Origin of the sequence: Nonomuraea sp. ATR24, assembly GCF_041950485.1 — a bacterium.
In the GTDB taxonomy this organism is placed as follows: domain Bacteria; phylum Actinomycetota; class Actinomycetes; order Streptosporangiales; family Streptosporangiaceae; genus Nonomuraea; species Nonomuraea ceibae.
This window is the reverse complement of sequence record NZ_JBGNUU010000015.1, coordinates 188,014-205,336: the sequence shown is the minus strand read 5'-3', so window position 1 is coordinate 205,336 and position 17,323 is coordinate 188,014. Positions and strand designations below refer to the sequence as shown.

Genomic DNA, 17,323 nt, shown 5'->3' with positions numbered 1-17,323 from the left:
CCTGTTCCAACAGCGGAGCTCCTGTGGTGAGGATGTCTTGGAGTGACAGACCTCTTCTACAGCGGCTCCGCTGCTTTGTTCACCGGTCTTGACGAACAGCCCTCTCCCTTAACTGAACGGCGTTGCCCCTAGGAGGCAAGCCGCCCCGGCGCAGACATCCTGCGCCGGGGCGGCCCCGACCCGCCTCCCCCTGGTGGAGACCAGCCCCCGCGAGACCGTCAAGGAGAAGACGCCGTGACCGACCTGCCGCACTACACCGACGACCCGCTCGTGGATCTCAAGGCTCACCGGCTGCTGCTCGGCCTCGACCCCATCGCGTCCGCCCAGGCCGGCCGCGACCTCAAGTCCGGCACCTGCTCCTGCAGCACCATGCCGACCACCCCGCCGTGGGACGACCACGCCGTGTTCGAGCAGTTCGACGCGCACATGGCCGACGTCCAGGTCGATGCGCACGAGGCCGCGGCCGAGGCGCTGGAGCAGGCGCTGGAGCAGGCGCGGCGGCAGGAGCGGAAGGCCGTGGTCGAGAAATGGAACGCCACGGTGCCAGTCGGCACGCCCGTCCGCTACTGGGCCTTCGACCGCCACGGCGTCGGGAAGCCAGGCCGGACCCGCACCCCGGCCGTCGTGCTCAGCGGCCACACCCCCGTCGTCTGGGTGGAGGACGAAGGGGGCCCGATCGCCCTCACCCATGTTCAGCCCATCGAGACCGAAGGCCCGCGGTGAGCGGCAACCTTCCCGAGATGGTGACCACGGCGGGCGCGGAGACGCTGCCCGCCGTGGCGGCCGCCGACGACCGGCAGAAGAACCCGTACTGGGCCTACCTCGACAGCCTCGACGGCCGCGAATCCCGCCGCACCATGCAGGGCTGCCTCGACCGGATCGCCCGGCTGATGGCCGACCAGGACCCCACCGGCATCGACCCCGCCACCGGGAAGAAGGACCCGGCCGTGCTCGCCATCACCGGCGAGACGATCAGGTGGCATCTGCTGCGGGCCGAGCACACCCAGCGCATCCGGTCCTTGATCGGCCAGGCGACCAGCCGGAAGAAGGACGGCACCCGCGAGCCGTGGTCGCTCGCCTACCGGAACAAGCACGTCGTGGCGCTACGGCAAGTGTTGGATCGGGCGTGGCTCCTCGGGCTGATGACCGCCGACGAGCGTGACCGCGCCCAGCGCGTCGACCAGTTCGAGGGCAGCACCCTGCCCGCCGGCGGGCACCTGCCGATCGAGCGCGTCGGCGCGCTGATGGCCGCCTGCGACGCCGACCTCGACGCGCCGGACGTTGAGGACCCGGCCAAGCGGGACGAGCTGCGGCGGGTGGCGCTGCGGGACGCGGCGATGATCGCTGCCCTGTACTCGACCGGCGTGCGCCGGTTCGAGCTCGCCGGGGTGGCGCTGGCCGACTACGACCCGGCGGCCCGCTCGCTGCGCATCCGAGGCAAGCGGAGCAAGGAACGCATGGTGTACCTGACGGCCAGCGCGGTCGGCCGGATCGAGGCGTGGCTGACGGTGCGCCGCCGCGACCCGGGCGGCCTGTTCGCGCCGTTCACCCCGCGAGGCAGGCACATCCGCCGCGACGAGCACGGCCGGATCGCGTTCATGGACGCGCAGACGGTCAGCAACGTGCTCGGCGAGCGCGCCGCCCAGGCCGGGCTGGACGAGGCGCCGCGCGCTCACGACTTCCGGGGTACGTTCATCGGCGAACTGCTCGACGCCGGGGTGGACCTGGCCACCGCGCAGGCCCTCGTCGGGCACTCCTCCCCGGCCACCACGGCGAAGTACGACCGGCGGCCGGAGCGGACGCGCCGCGCGGCCGTGGACAAGCTCGCCACCCCCGACGCGGTGCCCCTGCCGGGTGCCGCCCCGCGCCGCCGGAAGGCCGCGCCTAGTTCGTGATGATCTCGGCCGCGGCCGGACGCGAGTGCTGGTCATATCCGGCCGGAACTTCCGGCTTGCTGGCCGTCCGTTGTGCTCGGAAGCTGCTGGCCTGCGTCGATGGTCGGTAGCGGCATCCCGGACATAGCCCACGCCCCGAGTCAGCTCAACATCTGGAGGAAGATCAGGCGCAGGTGAACCGACGATCCTTCCGGTCCGGCCGATGCGACGGGGCGGCGCCGTCAGAAGCGAGTGGCCGCATCGGTGATTGCCACGCGGCGTATGTCCTGCTCGGTTGCTCCCTTCACCTCCTGCAGATCCGCCCCGCGAAGGTCCGCGCCGCTCAGGTCCGCGCCGCTCAGGAACGCGCCGCTCAGGTCCGCGCCGCTCAGGTCCGCGCCGCTCAGGTCCGCGACGTTCAGGTCCGCGCCGCGCAGGTTCGCGGCGCTCAGGTCCGCGCCGTTCAGGTACGTGTTATGCAGGTTCGCGCCGCTGAGGTTCACGACGCTCAGGTACGCGCGGAGCAGGTTCGCGCGGAGCAGGTTCGCGCGGCGCAGGTCCGCGCCAGCCAGGTCCACGCCGGCCAGGTTCACGTAGCTCAGATCCGCTCGGGGGAAGCGTACCCGAGCGAAGTGGGGAGGGACGGTGAAGGCGCCGCTGGGGTCGCGGGGTGCTAGGTGGGGGACGAGGGTCAGGGCCGCGAACACGTCCTCGTCCAGCCTCCTGTCTGGGATCTTGTCGAGTTGTTCTGCTGGGGCTTCGGGAGTGCAGTGTGCGGGGGGTGCCTTCTGCCCTGCACGGAGGACACAGAAGTCGCGATTGCGGACGAAGGCGGCCAGGACGTTGCGGATGGTGTCCTTGTCACGAGGAGAATCGGCGGCCAGGCGCTGGAGCGCGTAGATGCCGCCGAGCCGTACGTCCTGTTTGGCGGAGCCAAGTTGTTCCACGGCCTTGGTGTACCGGTCGGTGATCTGCCCCTGCTCGGCGGTCCGCTGGGCCTGCCGGGAGGCGTCGAGGGACTGCGCCGTGTACCACAAGCCCTGCGCGGTGAAGACGACACCGCCGATGACGACCAACCCTGTGGCGGCCTGAATCAGGGTATGGCGGGCGGCGTTGACGGCCTCCACGCGTTCTGTGGCAGTCATCTGGCCGCGCTCGTCCTGGGTGAGCGGGTGGCGTTCGCCTGCCAGGCGGCGGGCGGCTGGCCCGATGAGTACGGCGATGCCGAGGACGGCGACGCCGGCCAGGGCGATCCCGGCCAGGGTCCAGCGTCCCCAGTCCGGGATGCTCTCGATGGTCGCCGCGACAGCGGCCCCGGCAATCGCCACCAGCAGGGGGATGAGCCACAGTAATCGGCGTATCCACCACTGCGCCCAGTGGCCCGAGCGGGACGGGGCAGATGGAGGAGTCGCTTCTGCGACTTTGGCCATGCGACGTGCCCTGGCTGCGGTCGCCGCCGCAAGCACCTGCCGAGATGGTGGTCGCGGCTGTCTGGCTCTCATGTCCTTATTGGATCTCTTCCTGAGTGCAGGCGGTGCCACGGTTCCTTAACCGTTACCGCAGCCCGACGACCTGTGGTTGCAGGTGAGGCCCGGCGTTCCACTTCTGCTCCTTGTCCTCGGTGCTCGGCGAGCGCGCCGCCCAGGCCGGGCTGGACGAGGCGCCGCGCGCTCACGACTTCCGGCGTACGTTCATCGGCGAACTGCTCGACGCCGGGGTGGACCTGGCCACCGCGCAAGCTCTCGTCGGGCACGCCTCCCCGGCCACCACGGCGAAGTACGACCGGCGGCCGGAGCGGACGCGCCGCGCGGCCGTGGACAAGCTCGCCACCCCCGCCCCGGTGCCCCTGCCGGGTGCCGCCCCGCGCCGCCGGAAGGCCGCGCCTAGCCCGTGAGGATCTCGGCCTATGGCCGACCCGGAGGCGTGTGCCGGGCGGCCGCTCGCCCCCGGAAGGTCAGATGTCGCGCAGTTCCGCCAACGCCTGGTCGGCCGCGGCCGACGCGGCGGTGCGCTCTTGCGGAGTCGCGGCGGTGAGCTCGACTTCCATGGCGTCGACGGCCCGCCTCACAGCGTCGGCCGACCTGGTGAGGTGCGCTCGCGCCCCGCCAGTCCTGGAGCCAACTGTCTGCGCCGGCGGGGGTGAGCACGTCGCTGTTCCACTCGGCCAACTGCTGGACGGCTTCCTGGTAGCTGATCAGCCCGGCCTCCACTCGCGCGCCGAGCAGCTCAATCTGGTCAGGAAAGTTCATCTCCATCATCGGATCTTCCCATTCCGGCCGCCGCGCTGGCGTGTTCGAGGGCAAGCAACATCGGAACGGCAATCACCGGCAAGGAAGGTTCCGTTCCGGTATGGCCTGGGAGGCTGGCGCCTCGAATCGGAGGGAGACTAATTCCTCCTCGTGGCCAGACTCGCCCCATGACCGAAAACACCAGCGCGACCAGCGCTCACGCCTGGCAGGCCGCCACCACCCGATTCGGACGTTCAACCCTGGCGAGGGTGTTGAGAAGCCTCAGGACATGCTCCGGTACACCGCCCGCGACAACACCAACCTCATGCAGGCAGCGGCCACCGGCCGGGCCGACGTCATCACGGTGAACTGCGCCCGGTACATGCGCCTGTTCGAGGACGCCGAGAACGAGCCATGCATCCCCGTCCCGATGCCGTGACCTGCTGATACGACCGCGCTGCATCCGCAGCGGGTGCGGCCGCACTTCATCAGGCCCCACCGATCTCGCGCCCGCCCGGATGCTGGTCTGCGTCGAGTGCTCTTCGGGGACGGCATACCCGTGCCGACATCCTGCACGGTGATCAATATGTTCCCAAGAGGACTTGACCACGATAGTGAAGTATTTGGGCCAGGAGAGGATACTTACATCAGACGGTCCGGTTCTTCCCAGCCATGATCAGAGGAGACGATGAGAGGAACCTTCGAAGCAGCGCTCGTACATGTCGTCGGCGGTATCAATTGGATGATCTTTCAGATCACCCGGGGGCATCTTGTGTTGCATCGGTTCAGAGGAGTTTCTAGCCTGAACCTTACGATGATCGAATCCAGGACCTCTGAGTCGTATAGCATGGCGATTTCTTATCTGGCCGATGGGGCCGACTATGTGGTTCTTGCTGATCGAGATTCCGCAAGGAGGGCCTCTGAAATCGTGAAGCTAGCTAATGCTGATATTGAGGATTCAATTCACATTGACGTTTTTGGGCGATTCGTGAAGGTGGGTGTTTTGAAAATAGGCAAGGGCGATTGCGACGGTTTGCTCGTTCGCCTTTTGAAGACAGTGTCACTATCGGAGCGATACGAAGTGAGACGCCAGAAGCAGATTCCCCTTCTTCGCTTGACCGAGAATGATCCTGCTGAGAGATTGCGGGAGAACGGATAGGCCCGCAGACTGTGAGTGAATCCTGTCTGCGGGCGTAGCCGGACTAGAAGATGAGCTCGGTATACCTAAAGACTATGTGGTCGTTACTCGCTGCCGCTGGAGCGCGGATTCTATTCGCACCACCAACTGTTGGTCCCGCTCGTCGCTACGGAAGGAGAGGGGGCCCACTTCCCGCGGTACTGGGTGAGGAGGTAGGTCCGCGTCCGGTACGAGTGCGGTCCGTTGAGGTCCTGCCGGCAGTTATAAGCCGTGCTGGACTTCGAGCCGCTGCCTACGCTGCAACCCCACTTCACGGGACCATTGGCTACCACTGTCCAGATTCCGTCGATGTTCTGTTCGAGGTCGGTCTCCGTGCGGCAATCGTCTGGCTTGATGGGTGTACATCTGGATATATAGCCTTCGGCGCGAATCGGCGCCTTGTTGTATACGAGCGTAAACGGGGCTTCGGCGATCACCCAGCACCCAACGTCTGCCGCTAGCTTATTTTTGTCTGTAACGGCGCTGGAGAATGCTTCGCCATCGGCGCCCGAGGTGTCCGGCTCGCCGGGCAGGGTCGGCGTGTTTGACTGACCATTGCTGTCTACCGGATGGGGATCGGCGCTGGCAGCGTTGGGAGCTATAGCCCCTAACATGACAGCAATTGATGAAGCGATGATGGCGGCACGCAGTCCGTACTTCACTCCAGAATTCTCCTTTGAGATGGGGGAGGATGAGAGTCTTGCGCGATTCAGAAGGGAAATTGTCAACGCTTGCTTTAAGTAGTCATTTCTGATCGGCGCGCTTACTAGCGGACGGCATCCTTCCCTATTCGCGGAGTAGTCATCCCTGCATATGTGAGAATTGGGAGTAAACTCGCAGGTCAGAAGAGTTTGGCTACAGTAGAGAGCTCGAATCTTAAATCGCCTGGAGTAGCGACTTAGGCCAGCAAGCTTGAAGGCCCGCCGGTCCAAGCCCGGTGGGGACGGTTACCCTCTACACCGGCCACATGACCATCACCGACCCGGCCACCGACCGCGTCACGCTGCTCATCCCCTGCCGCGGTGCCGGCCTCCGGGACGTGGAGGACTTGGCGTGTGAGACCTCGAACTCGTCGACTCCGGCGGCAAGCCGCTCCGGCTCCTGCGCGGCGCCGTCCACGTGGCCGCCGAGGTGACCCCCGATGACAGGCCCGGACGTTGAGATCACCGAGCACGTCACGCAGGTGATCGTGGAGATCGCTGAGCAGGGCGGCAATTGCGCAGCCCGGCGGGCACGGCGAACCGGACGCCGTCGCGGCCGAGGAGTCCACGCGCTGCGCCGAACCGTCCGGCGGCAACACGCACCCGCCGGCCCTGCCCGGTGCGGGGCCGGCACCGCGCGTACTGCTCCGACGCCTGCCGGGCGCGCCTACCGCGAACGCCGGGCCCGCCAGGACGGCGCGATGAGCGACGCGGTCCAACGCACCGCCGCGCTGGATGAACGGGTCGCCCCGCAACTTGAGCAGCCCGCCGCGGCGACCGCCTGGCTGGCCGAGGCGATGGCCGAGCGCACCCGGCCGCAGCAGCGCCTGGCCGACCTGTCCTGCCGAGCGCATCCGGGAGGACGAGAACGCCGTCGACGAGGCCGCCAGCGCCCACATCTGGTAGCCGAACCAACGCTGGAGCGCATAGCGACGCTTTTGCTCCCCAAGGCGGAGTATCGCTACTTAGCCGAGCCAGAGTTCTATCTGCCGTCGCGCGGCCCTTGGCAGTGGCAGGTGCCGCCGGAGCTGGTGTAGCTGAGGGCACCGTGGGAGTGGCTGGAGGTCGAGCTGTCGGTGCCCGCACGCCGGGTCGACTTGCTGGAGCAGCCGAACAGCCAGGCGACCCACGCCCAGCGGGGTGCGCCTCCGGCGGCGCGAAGCCGTAGAAGCCGCCGTCAGGGCTTGCAGGGACGTTCATGCGTGTCCTTCACTGCGTGACGGAATCCGGGCGCGTCCGCTGGCGACCCTCGTGGATGTGTCCAGGGCGCGCGCGATCACCGTCTCGCTTGTCTCCACTGCCGAGAGGAGATCGGCCAGCAGCGGGGCTGGCATGGCGCCGAGCGCGAGACCAGCGGACCGCACTGCGGAGGCGAGCTGGTCCTGCTCAGCGAGGCTGAGCAGCGCACCGGCTCGCTGATGGGCCAGGACTTCTCGCGCGGCGTACCCGTCTGCCGGGTGCCGGGTGCCGGGTGCCGGGCGCAGGGGTGGCGGGTGGGGGCCAGGGGCGTGGGCCCAGGGAGGGGCGCAGAGGGTGGCGGTCGGGTCAGGGGGTGGTGGCGTGGGCCAGGTGGGCGGTTACGGGGAAGCCGTCCAGGATGTACGGGGCGGCCAGGTGGTGGTAGGCGGCGCGGATGCGGGCCTGGACGGCGGCGGGCTGGGCGGCGATGGGGCCGAAGCGGGGGCCGCCGGCGGCGACGACGTCGGCGAGCCAGGCGTCCGGGTCGAACGGGTGGCGCCAGCGGAGGGTGTCGACGGCGACGCCGGTGAAGCCCGCCCGGCGCATGAGCGTGGCGAAGCGGCCGGGGTCGGCGGCGGCGGCGAGGGGCCGGGGCGGGAACGCGAAGGGGTGGCCGGCGGCTTCGACGGCGGCGGCGATGACGCCGGTGGCGGTCATCTCGGACGGCTCCCACCAGGTCAGCGCCACGCCCGCGCCGGGCCGGGCGACGCGGCGCAGCTCCAGGAGCGCGGCGGCGGTGTCGGGCGCGTGGTTGATGATGAAATTTCCGGCTACGGCGTCGAATGTCCCGTCCCGGAAGGGCAGCGACGGCAGCGCCGCCACCACCACCTCCGCCTCCGGATGGCGGCGCGCGGCCAGCCCCGCCATCGCGGCGTCGGCGTCGAAGGCGGTCACGCGGGCCCCGCGCGCCAGCGCCCCGGCCGTCACGACGCCGCTCCCGCACCCCGCGTCGAGCACCCGCACCCCGGCCCGCCGCTCGGCCGGGCCGGTGGGGACGCTCGCCCGGTCGAGGAGCGGGCCGACGGTGTGGGCGCTGAGCCGGGCGAATCCGCGCTCGTAAGCTTCGGGATCGGTCACCCCGGACAGCATAACGCCAAAACTTTACACATCCATGTGATATTCGCCCCGTAAGCCTGGAGGCGAGGCCGGGGCGCGGCCTAGGGTCGTCCGCATGAGTCCTGACGCGTTCATCGACGCACTGCCCAAGGTCGAACTGCACGTCCACCTGATCGGCTCCGCCTCCGTCGACACGGTGCTGGAGCTGTCGCGCCGCCACCCCGGCAGCCCGGTGCCGACCAGCGAGGAGGAGCTGCGCGCCTTCTACACCTTCCGCGACTTCCCGCACTTCGCCCAGGTGTACGGCGCGGTCAACGCGCTGGTGCGGGAGCCGGAGGACATCGCCACACTCGTGCTCGGCCTGGCCCGCGACCTGGCGGCGCAGGGCGGGCGCTACGCAGAGCTGCAGGTCACCCCGTACGCCCATCATGTCGTCGGCATGCCGGCCCGCGAGGTCACCGAGGCGCTGGACCTCGCCGCCCGGCGGGCGCCCGTCGAGCACGGGGTGGAGATGGCCTACATCTTCGACATCCCGGGCGAGTTCGGGGAGGAGGCGGCCAAGGTCACCCTCGACCACGCGCTCCAGGAACCTCCCGCTGCTTTGGTAGGTTTCGGGCTGGGCGGGATCGAGCAGAGCCGTGCGCCCCACCGCGACGCCTACCGTGACGCGTTCGCCGCGGCCAGGGCGGCAGGGCTGCACAGCGTGCCGCACGGCGGCGAGATGACCGGCCCGGAGACCGTGTGGGAGGTCATCGAGGGGCTCGGCGCCGAGCGGATCGGCCACGGCATCGCCTGCCTCGCCGATCCGCGCCTGGTGGACCACCTGCGCGAGACGCAGCTCCCGCTGGATGTCTGCCCCACCTCGAACGTGTGCACCGGCCAGGTCGCCCGCATCGAGGACCATCCGCTGCCGCGCATGCTGGAGGAGGGGCTGTTCGTCACGCTCAACAGCGACGACCCGCCCATGTTCGCCACCACGCTGGCCGACGAGTATCGCGTCGCGGCCCGCGTCTTCGGCCTGGCGGAGGCGGACCTCGCCGAGCTGGCCCGCAACGGCGTGCGGGCCAGCTACCTGCCGCAGGAGCGCAAGCAGGCGCTCCTCGGCGAGATCGACGCCCTGGTGGCCCGTTAGGGCGAGGCGATGCGGCCCAGGCCCGGCGGGATCTTGCCCGCGGCCGCCCGGTCCAGCAGGAACAGCGTGCCGCCCCGGCCGCGCGCCCCCGCCGCCGGGACCTGGACGGGCCCCGACTCCGACAGCGCCAGCCGGACCGCGCCCGACTTCTCCTCGCCGGCCGCGACCACCCACACCTCACGCGCCCCCTGGATGACCGGGAGCGTCAGCGAGATGCGCGTGGGCGGCGGCTTGGGCGCGCCGTGCACCGCGACCGCCGCGCGGGTGTCGTAGAGCGCCGGCATGCCCGGGAACAGCGACGCCACGTGCGCGTCGGGCCCCATGCCGAGCAGCAGCACGTCGAAGGCGGGCGCCGCGCCGTGGTCCTCCGGCCGGGCGGCCTTGGCCAGCTCCGTGGCGTAGGCGTCGGCCGACTCCTCCGCCGACAGCCCCGAGTCGGGGCCCAGCATGACGTGCACCCGCGCGGGGTCGAGGTCGACGTGGTCGAGCAGCGCCTGCCGGGCGCCGGTCTCGTTGCGCTCCGGGTCGCCGGCCGGCAGGAAGCGCTCGTCGCCCCACCAGATGTCCAGGCGGCGCCAGTCGACGGCGTCACGCGCCGGCGTGTCACGGATCGCCGCCAGCGTGGCGATGCCGACGGTGCCGCCGGTCAGCACCAGCGAGGCCGAGCCCTTGGCGGACTGGGCGTCGACGAGCCGGGTGATGATCCGCGCCGCCACGGCCTTGGCCAGCACGTCGGCGTCGCGGTGCACAACAACAGTGGGAACGCTCACGAGCGCCACCCTTTCATGGATACGGCCGTGCCCGGGCACCTCGGGGGCGCCCGGGCACGGGGAGTCGTGCGGTCTAGCGGAGGCGGGCCAGGCGCTTGACGGCGGCCCCGTAGATCTCGTCGGTGTCGAGCCGGCGCAGTTCCTCGGCCAGCAGCTCCGACAGGTGCCTGCGGGCCAGCGCCACGTTGCGGTCGGGCTGGCCGGGACGCGACAGCGTGGCCAGGCGGGCGTCGGTGCGCACCACCGACAGCTCGCCCTCGTCGGTGGCGAGCCGTACGGCGGTCAGGCCGGGCCCGCCCGAGTCGGCCACGTCCATCTCGGCGCCCAGCCGCTCCGACAGCCACGACGCCAGCAGCGGCGCGCTCGGGTTGCCCGCCGACGCCTCCACGACGCCGCCGTGCACCCGGCCCACGGGCTGGTCGAACGCGGCGGCCAGCAGGCTGCGCCACGGCGTCAGCCGCGCCCACGACAGGTCGGTGTCGCCCGGCGCGTAGCCCTTGGCCCGCGTCACCAGGGACGCGACGCCGTCGTCGGCGTTCTTGGCGTCGGTCAGCCGCCGCTGGGCCAGCACGCCGATCGAGTCGGCCGACGGCACGTCAGGGGCGCGGCTCGGCCACCACGCCACCACGGGCGTGTCGGGCAGCAGCAGCGGGCTGACGACCGAGTCGGCGTGCTCGGTCAGCTCGCCGTACAGACGCAGCACCACGGTCTCGCCCGGCGCCGACTCGCCGATGCGCAGCTCGGCGTCCAGCCGGTTGGCCTCGTCGGTCTCCCGGTTGATCACCACGAGGATGCGCGACGGGTGCTCGCGGGCGGCCTCGGTGGCGGCCCGCAGCGAGTCGTACTGGTCGCGCTCCTCGCACACCACGACCAGCGTCAGCACCATGCCGATCGCGGGCGCGCCCATCTGGTGGCGCAGCTGCGTGAGCTGCGCCGAGATCTTGCCCGCCGTCGTGTCGGCCAGCATGAACGTGGTCACTAGAGTCTCCTCCAGACGCGCCCGTCACGGGCCATCATCGCGTCGGCCGCGGGCGGCCCCCACGATCCCGACGGGTACGGCTCCGGCTGGCCCTGGGTGGCCCAGAACTCCTCGATCGGGTCGAGGATCTTCCACGACAGCTCGACCTCCCGCTGGTGCGGGAAGAGCGGCGGGTCGCCGATCATCACGTCGAGCAGCAGCCGCTCGTACGCCTCGGGCGACGACTCCAGGAACGACTCGCCGTAGGCGAAGTCCATGGACACGTCGCGCACCTCCATCGCCGTGCCCGGCACCTTGGAGCCGAACCTGACCGTGATGCCCTCGTCCGGCTGCACCCGCACGACCAGCGCGTTGTGGCCGAGGATCTCGGTGTCGTCGGCGCTGAACGGCAGGTGCGGCGCCTTCTGGAACACCACGGCCACCTCGGTGACCCGGCGGCCCAGCCGCTTGCCGGTGCGCAGGTAGAACGGCACGCCCGCCCACCGCCGGTTGGCGATCTCCAGCTTGACCGCCGCGTACGTCTCGGTGGTGGACCTCTTGGAGATGCCCTCCTCCTCCAGGTAGCCGACGACCTTCTCGCCGCCCTGCCAGCCCGCCGCGTACTGGCCGCGCGCGGTGTTGGCGGCCAGGTCGGCGGGCAGCCGCACGGCCTTGAGCACCTTCTCCTTCTCGCGGCGCAGCGAGGACGCCTCGAACGAGGTCGGGTCCTCCATCGCCACCAGGGCCAGAAGCTGGAGCAGGTGGTTCTGGATCACGTCGCGGGCGGCGCCGATGCCGTCGTAGTAGCCGGCCCGGCCGCCGATGCCGATGTCCTCGGCCATGGTGATCTGCACGTGGTCGACGAAGCTGCGGTTCCAGATCGGCTCGTAGAGGTTGTTGGCGAACCTCAGCGCCATGATGTTCTGGACCGTCTCCTTGCCCAGGTAGTGGTCGATCCGGAAGATCGAGCTCTCCGGGAACGCGGAGGTGGTGATCTCGTTCAGCTCGTGCGCCGAGCGCAGGTCGTGGCCGAACGGCTTCTCGATGACCACCCGCCGCCACGAGCCGTCGGGCGCCTCGGCCAGCCCGGTGCGCTTGAGCTGCTCCACGACCACGGGGAAGAACTTCGGCGGCACCGACAGATAGAAGGCGTAGTTGCCGCCCGTGCCCCGCAGCTCGTCGATCTCCTTCAACGCCATCGCCAGCGCGTCGAACGCGCCGTCGTCGGAGAACTCGCCCGGCACGAAGTGGATCCCCTCGCGGATCTGCTTCCAGACCTCCTCGCGGAAGGGCGTGCGGGCATGGGTCTTCACGGCGTCGTGCGTCAGTTTGGCGAAATCCTGGTCCTGCCAGTCGCGCCGGGCGAAACCGACCAGGGAGAAGCCCGGCGGCAGCAGCCCCCGGTTGCCCAGGTCGTAGATCGCCGGCAGCAGCTTGCGTTTGGCCAGGTCGCCGGTCACGCCGAACAACACCATCACGCACGGCCCCGCCACCCGCGGCAGCCGCTTGTCACGCGGGTCCCGCAGCGGGTTGGCGGCGGCCACCTCCAGCGTCGTGGACGTGCCGGCCACGGCCGCCGCCACGGCGACGGCCTCCTCCGGGGGCCCTGCCGGGTCACTCATCTCAAACCTCCAGTGAGGCGCCGCGCGGGGAGGGCCCGCCCTCCCCGCGGCGGGACGCCTTCGTCACGGAACCAGGTTCTTGCTGACACTCTCGAGCAGCTCGTTCCAGGACGCCTCGAACTTCTGCACGCCCTCCTCCTCCAGCACCCGCACCACGTCGTCGTAGTCGACGCCCGCCTCCTTCAGCGCGGCCATGGTGTTCCACGCCTGCTCGTAGAAGGGGCGCACGGTGTCGCCGGTGACGTTGCCGCCCGCGGCGGTCGCGTCGAGCGTCTTCTCCGGCATCGTGTTGACGGTGCCCGGCGCGACCAGCTCGTCGACGTACATCGTGGGGGAGTAGTCGGGGTTCTTCACCCCGGTGGAGGCCCACAGCGGGCGCTGCGGGCGGGCGCCGGCGGCGCGCAGGCGCTGCCAGCGCTCGGAGTTCATGACCTCCTCGAAGGCGGCGTAGGCCAGGCGCGCGTTGGCGACGCCGGCCTTGCCCTTCAGCTCGGGCTTGCCGAGCTTGTCGAGCCGGTTGTCGATCTCGGTGTCGACGCGGCTGACGAAGAACGAGGCGACCGACTCGATCGTGGCCAGGTTGAGGCCCTTGGCCTGGGCCGCCTCCAGGCCCGCCAGCCAGGCGTCCATGACCGCGCGGTAGCGCTGCAGCGAGAAGATCAGCGTGACGTTGACGCTGATGCCCTCGCCGATCGCCTGCGTGATCGCGGGCAGGCCCTCCATCGTGGCCGGGATCTTGATGAACAGGTTGGGCCGGTCCACCATCCACCACAGCGCGCGCGCCTCGGCGACGGTCTTCTCGGTGTCGCGGGCCAGGCGCGGGTCGACCTCCAGCGACACCCGCCCGTCGACGCCCTGCGTGGCGTCGTAGACCGGGCGCAGCACGTCGGCGGCCCAGCGGATGTCGTAGGTGGTGATCGCGCGCACGGCCTCGCCCACGTCCACGCCGCGCACGGCCAGGTCGTGCAGCTGGGCGTTGTAGGCGTCGCCCTTGCTGAGCGCGCCGGCGAAGATGGTCGGGTTGGACGTGACGCCGACCACGTTCTTGTCCCGGATCAGCTCCTCCAGGTTGCCGCTGCGCAGGCGCTCACGGCTGATGTCGTCGAGCCAGATGGACACGCCCTGGCCGGACAGCTTGTTCAGGATCTCGCTCATGTCCTCAGTTTCCCGTCGTCTCGCCCTTGTCCTGGCCCAGCTTGGCCAGGCTCGCCTTGGCCGCCGCAGCCACGCGCTCCGCCGTCAGCCCGAACTGCTCGTACAGCGTCTTGTACGGCGCGGACGCACCGAAGTGCTCCAGGCTGACGACCTCGCCGCACTCGCCGACGAACTCGTGCCAGCCGAGGGCGATGCCCGCCTCGACCGCGACCCGGGCCCTGATCGACGAGGGCAGGACGGTCTGCCTGTATGCGGAGTCCTGCCCCTTGAACCACTCGACACACGGCATCGACACGACGCGCGTCGGGATGCCCTGGGCCTCCAGCAGCTCACGGCCGTCGACGGCCTGCTGCACCTCGCTGCCGGTGGCGATGATGATGACCTTCGGCTGGCCGTCGGAGGCGTCGCGCAGGACGTAGCCGCCCCGGGCCACGCCGTCGGCGCTGGTGCCCTCGTACACCGGCAGGTTCTGCCGGGTGAGCGCGAGCGCGGCGGGCCGGTCGGTGTGCTCCAGCACGGTCTTCCACGCGTAGGCGGTCTCGTTGGCGTCGGCGGGCCGCACCACGTCGAGGCCGGGGATCGCGCGCAGCGACCACAGGTGCTCGATCGGCTGGTGGGTCGGGCCGTCCTCGCCCAGGCCGATGGAGTCGTGCGTCCACACGTACGTGACCGGCAGCTTCATCAGCGCCGCCAGGCGCACCGAGGGCCGCATGTAGTCGGAGAACACCAGGAAGGTGCCGCCGTACGGGCGGGTGCCGCCGTGCAGCGCGATGCCGTTGAGGATCGCGCCCATGGCGTGCTCGCGGATGCCGAAGTGCAGCGTGCGGCCGTAGCGGTTACCGGGGAAGTCCTTGGTCTGGTACTCCTCCGGGATGAAGGACGGCTCGCCCTTCATCGTGGTGTTGTTGGACTCGGCCAGGTCGGCCGAGCCGCCCCACAGCTCCGGCAGCACCGGCGCGAGCGCGCTCAGCACCTCGCCCGACGCCTTGCGGGTGGCCATCGAGCCGCCGGTCTCGAACTCCGGCAGCGCCGTGGCCCAGCCGGCGGGCAGCTCGTGGCGGGAGATGCGGTCGAGCTCGGCGGCCCGCTCCGGGTTGGCCTCGCGCCAGGCGGCGTAGCCGCGCTGCCACTCGGCGTGCGCCTCGCGGCCGCGCCGCGCCACCTCGCGGGCGTGCTCCAGCACCGCGGCCGGCACGTCGAACGTCTTGGCCGGGTCCATTCCCATGACCTGCTTAGTGGCGGCCACCTCGGACTCGCCCAGCGCCGAGCCGTGGATCTTGCCGGTGTTCTGCTTGTTGGGCGCGGGCCAGCCGATGATCGTGCGCAGCCGGATGAACGACGGCCGGTCGGTCTCGGCCTTGGCCGCCTCCAGCGCCTCGTGCAGCGCCTGCACGTCCTCCATGTAGTCGCCCGACTGGGTCCAGTCGACGCTCAGCGTGTGCCAGCCGTAGGCCTCGTAACGCTTGACCACGTCCTCGGACTTGGCGATGAGCGTGTCGTCCTCGATGGAGATCTGGTTGTCGTCGTAGATGACGACGAGGTTGCCCAGCTTCTGGTGACCGGCCAGGGAGCTCGCCTCGTGGCTGATGCCCTCCTCGATGTCGCCGTCGCTGACGATGCACCAGATGTGGTGGTCGAACGGCGAGCGGCCCGGCTCGGCGTCGGGGTCGAACAGGCCGCGCTCGCGGCGTGCCGCCATCGCCATGCCGACCGCGTTGCCCAGGCCCTGGCCGAGCGGCCCGGTCGTGGTCTCCACGCCGGCGGTGTGCCCGTGCTCCGGGTGGCCGGGCGTCAGGCTGTCCCACTGGCGCAGCCGCCGCAGGTCGTCGAGCGTCAGGCCGTAGCCGGACAGGTAGAGCTGGATGTAGAGGGTCAGGCTGGTGTGCCCGGCCGACAGCACGAAGCGGTCACGGCCGAGCCACGTGGGATCGGTCGGGTCGTGCCGCATCGTGCGCTGGAACAGCAGGTAGGCGGCGGGGGCCAGGCTCATCGCGGTGCCGGGGTGACCCGAACCCGCCTTCTCCACAGCGTCCATCGCCAGGGCTCGAACGACGTCGACCGCCTGCTTGTCCAGGTCGGTCCATTCAAGGGCTGGCACGAGTTCGGTGCTCAAGTGCTCGGTCTCCGGAATCTAGTTGTCCTTGGTGGTGCCGGTTGGCGTATCCCGCCCACACCGGACCCTAACCGAGTGGGACTGGAGATCGATTCCCATCCCACCCCGGAGCGTGTCCGTTCGCGGTGCGAGCCCCCCATTGGCCGGACCGGCCGACCCGGCGACTACAGTTTGGTTGTTCCCTGGTCGCCGCGGCGGCCACTCACGAATCAGCTCCAATCAGAGGTTACGCGTTGACTCCGCACGTGCTGGAAGCGCCTTGACGGTGCTGACGAACAGGCAGACGACGGCGCCGGCCCCCGAGGCCGGGGAGCCGCTCCCGGCCGGCCCGCGCTCGATCGGGTCGGTCGTCAAGGCCTACATCGCGCTGACCAAGCCGCGGATCATCGAGCTGCTGCTGATCACGACGCTGCCGGTGATGTTCCTGGCAGCGGGCGGCCTGCCGCCGCTGTGGACGGCCGTGTCCGTCATGGTGTTCGGCACGCTGTCGGCAGGCAGCGCCAACGCGCTCAACTGCTACGTCGACCGCGACATCGACCAGAAGATGCGCCGCACCCGGCGCCGCCCGCTGGCCAGGCACCAGGTGTCGCCGCGCGGCGCGCTGATCTTCGGCATCGTGCTGGGCGCGCTGTCCACGGCCGGGCTGTGGCTGACGACCAACTGGCTGGCCGCGGCGCTGTCGACCGGCGCGATCCTGTTCTACGTGCTCGTCTACTCGATGATCCTCAAGCGGCGCACCGCCCAGAACATCGTGTGGGGCGGCATCGCGGGCTGCATGCCGGTCATGATCGGCTGGGCGGGCATCACCGAGCGTCTCGACTGGGCACCGCTGGTGCTGTTCGGCGTGGTGTTCTTCTGGACGCCGCCGCACACCTGGACCCTGGCCATGCGCTACAAGGAGGACTACGCGGCGGCCAAGGTGCCGATGCTGCCCGTGGTCGCCACCGAGCGCCGGGTCATCCTGGAGTCGATCGCCTACACGTGGGCCACCGTGCTCTGCTCGCTGGCGCTGTGGCCGGTGGCCGGCACGACCCTGTTCTACCCGGCCGTCGCCGCCGTCCTCGGCGTGGCGTGCCTGTGGGAGGTGCACCGCCTGCTGAGCCGCCTCAACTCCGGCAAGACCGGCGTGGCGCTGCGGCCGATGCGCTTCTTCCACTGGTCCAACGCCTACCTGGCGCTGCTGTTCCTCGCGGTCGCCATCGACCCGCTGCTGTCCTGACCCCGGCGCCGCATGACCGCCGGGAAAGCGGGCACATCACCATCCGGGCCTGCCGTGCCGCCTTGGAAGGACAGCGCAT

At 70.3% G+C, this 17,323-nt stretch carries 16 protein-coding genes; 8 read left to right on the top strand and 8 right to left on the bottom strand.

What is annotated here, in order from left to right; translation table 11 throughout:
* Positions 1-234: 234 nt before the first annotated feature.
* Positions 235-723, top strand: a complete 489-nt coding sequence (locus tag ACBI99_RS31850; RefSeq protein ID WP_375074163.1) for a hypothetical protein — start codon at positions 235-237, stop codon at positions 721-723.
* Between the two features lie 17 nt (positions 724-740).
* Complete coding sequence (locus ACBI99_RS31845; RefSeq protein ID WP_375074162.1) at positions 741-1,895, top strand: tyrosine-type recombinase/integrase; 1,155 nt, start codon at positions 741-743, stop codon at positions 1,893-1,895.
* A 221-nt stretch (positions 1,896-2,116) separates the two neighbouring features.
* Here the strand turns inward: ACBI99_RS31845 and ACBI99_RS31840 are convergent, their stop codons facing one another.
* Positions 2,117-3,202, bottom strand: coding sequence for a pentapeptide repeat-containing protein (locus ACBI99_RS31840; protein ID WP_357586658.1), 1,086 nt, complete (start codon positions 3,200-3,202; stop codon positions 2,117-2,119).
* Positions 3,203-3,495: 293 nt separating this feature from the next.
* Between ACBI99_RS31840 and ACBI99_RS31835 the strand changes: the two genes are divergently transcribed.
* From ACBI99_RS31835 to ACBI99_RS31825, 3 genes are all read left to right on the top strand, one after another.
* Positions 3,496-3,768, top strand: coding sequence for a tyrosine-type recombinase/integrase (locus tag ACBI99_RS31835; protein ID WP_375074167.1), 273 nt, complete (start codon positions 3,496-3,498; stop codon positions 3,766-3,768).
* Between the two features lie 623 nt (positions 3,769-4,391).
* A complete protein-coding gene (locus tag ACBI99_RS31830) occupies positions 4,392-4,541 on the top strand; it encodes a hypothetical protein (RefSeq protein WP_375074160.1) in 150 nt (49 codons plus the stop codon).
* Positions 4,542-4,790: 249 nt separating this feature from the next.
* Positions 4,791-5,261 (top strand): hypothetical protein, encoded by a 471-nt coding sequence (locus ACBI99_RS31825; RefSeq protein ID WP_357586662.1) that lies wholly within the window; start codon positions 4,791-4,793, stop codon positions 5,259-5,261.
* A 110-nt stretch (positions 5,262-5,371) separates the two neighbouring features.
* On the opposite strand, the gene ACBI99_RS31820 is transcribed toward ACBI99_RS31825, so the two are convergent.
* Positions 5,372-5,941, bottom strand: a complete 570-nt coding sequence (locus tag ACBI99_RS31820; RefSeq protein WP_375074159.1) for a hypothetical protein — start codon at positions 5,939-5,941, stop codon at positions 5,372-5,374.
* Between the two features lie 740 nt (positions 5,942-6,681).
* Between ACBI99_RS31820 and ACBI99_RS31815 the strand changes: the two genes are divergently transcribed.
* Positions 6,682-7,017 (top strand): hypothetical protein, encoded by a 336-nt coding sequence (locus tag ACBI99_RS31815; protein WP_357586667.1) that lies wholly within the window; start codon positions 6,682-6,684, stop codon positions 7,015-7,017.
* Positions 7,018-7,525: 508 nt separating this feature from the next.
* Here the strand turns inward: ACBI99_RS31815 and ACBI99_RS31810 are convergent.
* The gene (locus ACBI99_RS31810; RefSeq protein ID WP_375074158.1) at positions 7,526-8,296 is read right to left on the bottom strand and encodes a class I SAM-dependent methyltransferase; all 771 of its coding nucleotides are present in this window, start codon (positions 8,294-8,296) and stop codon (positions 7,526-7,528) included.
* A 94-nt stretch (positions 8,297-8,390) separates the two neighbouring features.
* Here ACBI99_RS31810 and add point away from each other — a divergent pair, with 94 nt between their 5' ends.
* Positions 8,391-9,407, top strand: a complete 1,017-nt coding sequence (add, locus tag ACBI99_RS31805) for an adenosine deaminase (protein ID WP_219509937.1) — start codon at positions 8,391-8,393, stop codon at positions 9,405-9,407.
* On the opposite strand, the gene pgl is transcribed toward add, so the two are convergent.
* From pgl to tkt, 5 genes are all read right to left on the bottom strand, one after another.
* Positions 9,404-10,177, bottom strand: coding sequence for a 6-phosphogluconolactonase (gene pgl / locus ACBI99_RS31800; protein ID WP_219509938.1), 774 nt, complete (start codon positions 10,175-10,177; stop codon positions 9,404-9,406). The genes add and pgl overlap by 4 nt on opposite strands.
* Positions 10,178-10,250: 73 nt before the next feature.
* Entirely contained in the window at positions 10,251-11,156 is a 906-nt protein-coding gene (locus tag ACBI99_RS31795) for a glucose-6-phosphate dehydrogenase assembly protein OpcA (protein WP_219509939.1), read from the bottom strand.
* Positions 11,156-12,757: a glucose-6-phosphate dehydrogenase gene (zwf, locus tag ACBI99_RS31790; RefSeq protein WP_246646029.1), complete on the bottom strand. Its 1,602-nt coding sequence runs from the start codon at positions 12,755-12,757 to the stop codon at positions 11,156-11,158. Before zwf ends, ACBI99_RS31795 begins: the two co-directional genes overlap by 1 nt.
* 63 nt (positions 12,758-12,820) lie before the next feature.
* Positions 12,821-13,912: a transaldolase gene (gene tal / locus ACBI99_RS31785; protein WP_219509941.1), complete on the bottom strand. Its 1,092-nt coding sequence runs from the start codon at positions 13,910-13,912 to the stop codon at positions 12,821-12,823.
* Positions 13,913-13,916: 4 nt separating this feature from the next.
* Positions 13,917-15,947 (bottom strand): transketolase, encoded by a 2,031-nt coding sequence (gene tkt / locus ACBI99_RS31780; RefSeq protein ID WP_375074166.1) that lies wholly within the window; start codon positions 15,945-15,947, stop codon positions 13,917-13,919.
* 337 nt (positions 15,948-16,284) lie between these two features.
* Here tkt and ACBI99_RS31775 point away from each other — a divergent pair, with 337 nt between their 5' ends.
* Positions 16,285-17,244 (top strand): heme o synthase, encoded by a 960-nt coding sequence (locus ACBI99_RS31775; RefSeq protein WP_219509943.1) that lies wholly within the window; start codon positions 16,285-16,287, stop codon positions 17,242-17,244.
* Positions 17,245-17,323: the final 79 nt, after the last annotated feature.

What these genes read in the sequence shown, in the direction of transcription:
- ACBI99_RS31845 (WP_375074162.1), top strand. Translation starts at nt 741, where the DNA reads ATGGTGACCACGGCGGGCGCGGAGACGCTGCCCGCCGTGGCGGCCGCC.
- ACBI99_RS31830 (WP_375074160.1), top strand. Translation starts at nt 4,392, where the DNA reads ATGCTCCGGTACACCGCCCGCGACAACACCAACCTCATGCAGGCAGCG.
- ACBI99_RS31825 (WP_357586662.1), top strand. Translation starts at nt 4,791, where the DNA reads ATGAGAGGAACCTTCGAAGCAGCGCTCGTACATGTCGTCGGCGGTATC.
- ACBI99_RS31815 (WP_357586667.1), top strand. Translation starts at nt 6,682, where the DNA reads ATGAGCGACGCGGTCCAACGCACCGCCGCGCTGGATGAACGGGTCGCC.
- add (WP_219509937.1), top strand. Translation starts at nt 8,391, where the DNA reads ATGAGTCCTGACGCGTTCATCGACGCACTGCCCAAGGTCGAACTGCAC.
- zwf (WP_246646029.1), bottom strand. Translation starts at nt 12,757, where the DNA reads ATGAGTGACCCGGCAGGGCCCCCGGAGGAGGCCGTCGCCGTGGCGGCG.
- tal (WP_219509941.1), bottom strand. Translation starts at nt 13,912, where the DNA reads ATGAGCGAGATCCTGAACAAGCTGTCCGGCCAGGGCGTGTCCATCTGG.
- tkt (WP_375074166.1), bottom strand. Translation starts at nt 15,947, where the DNA reads ATGGACGCTGTGGAGAAGGCGGGTTCGGGTCACCCCGGCACCGCGATG.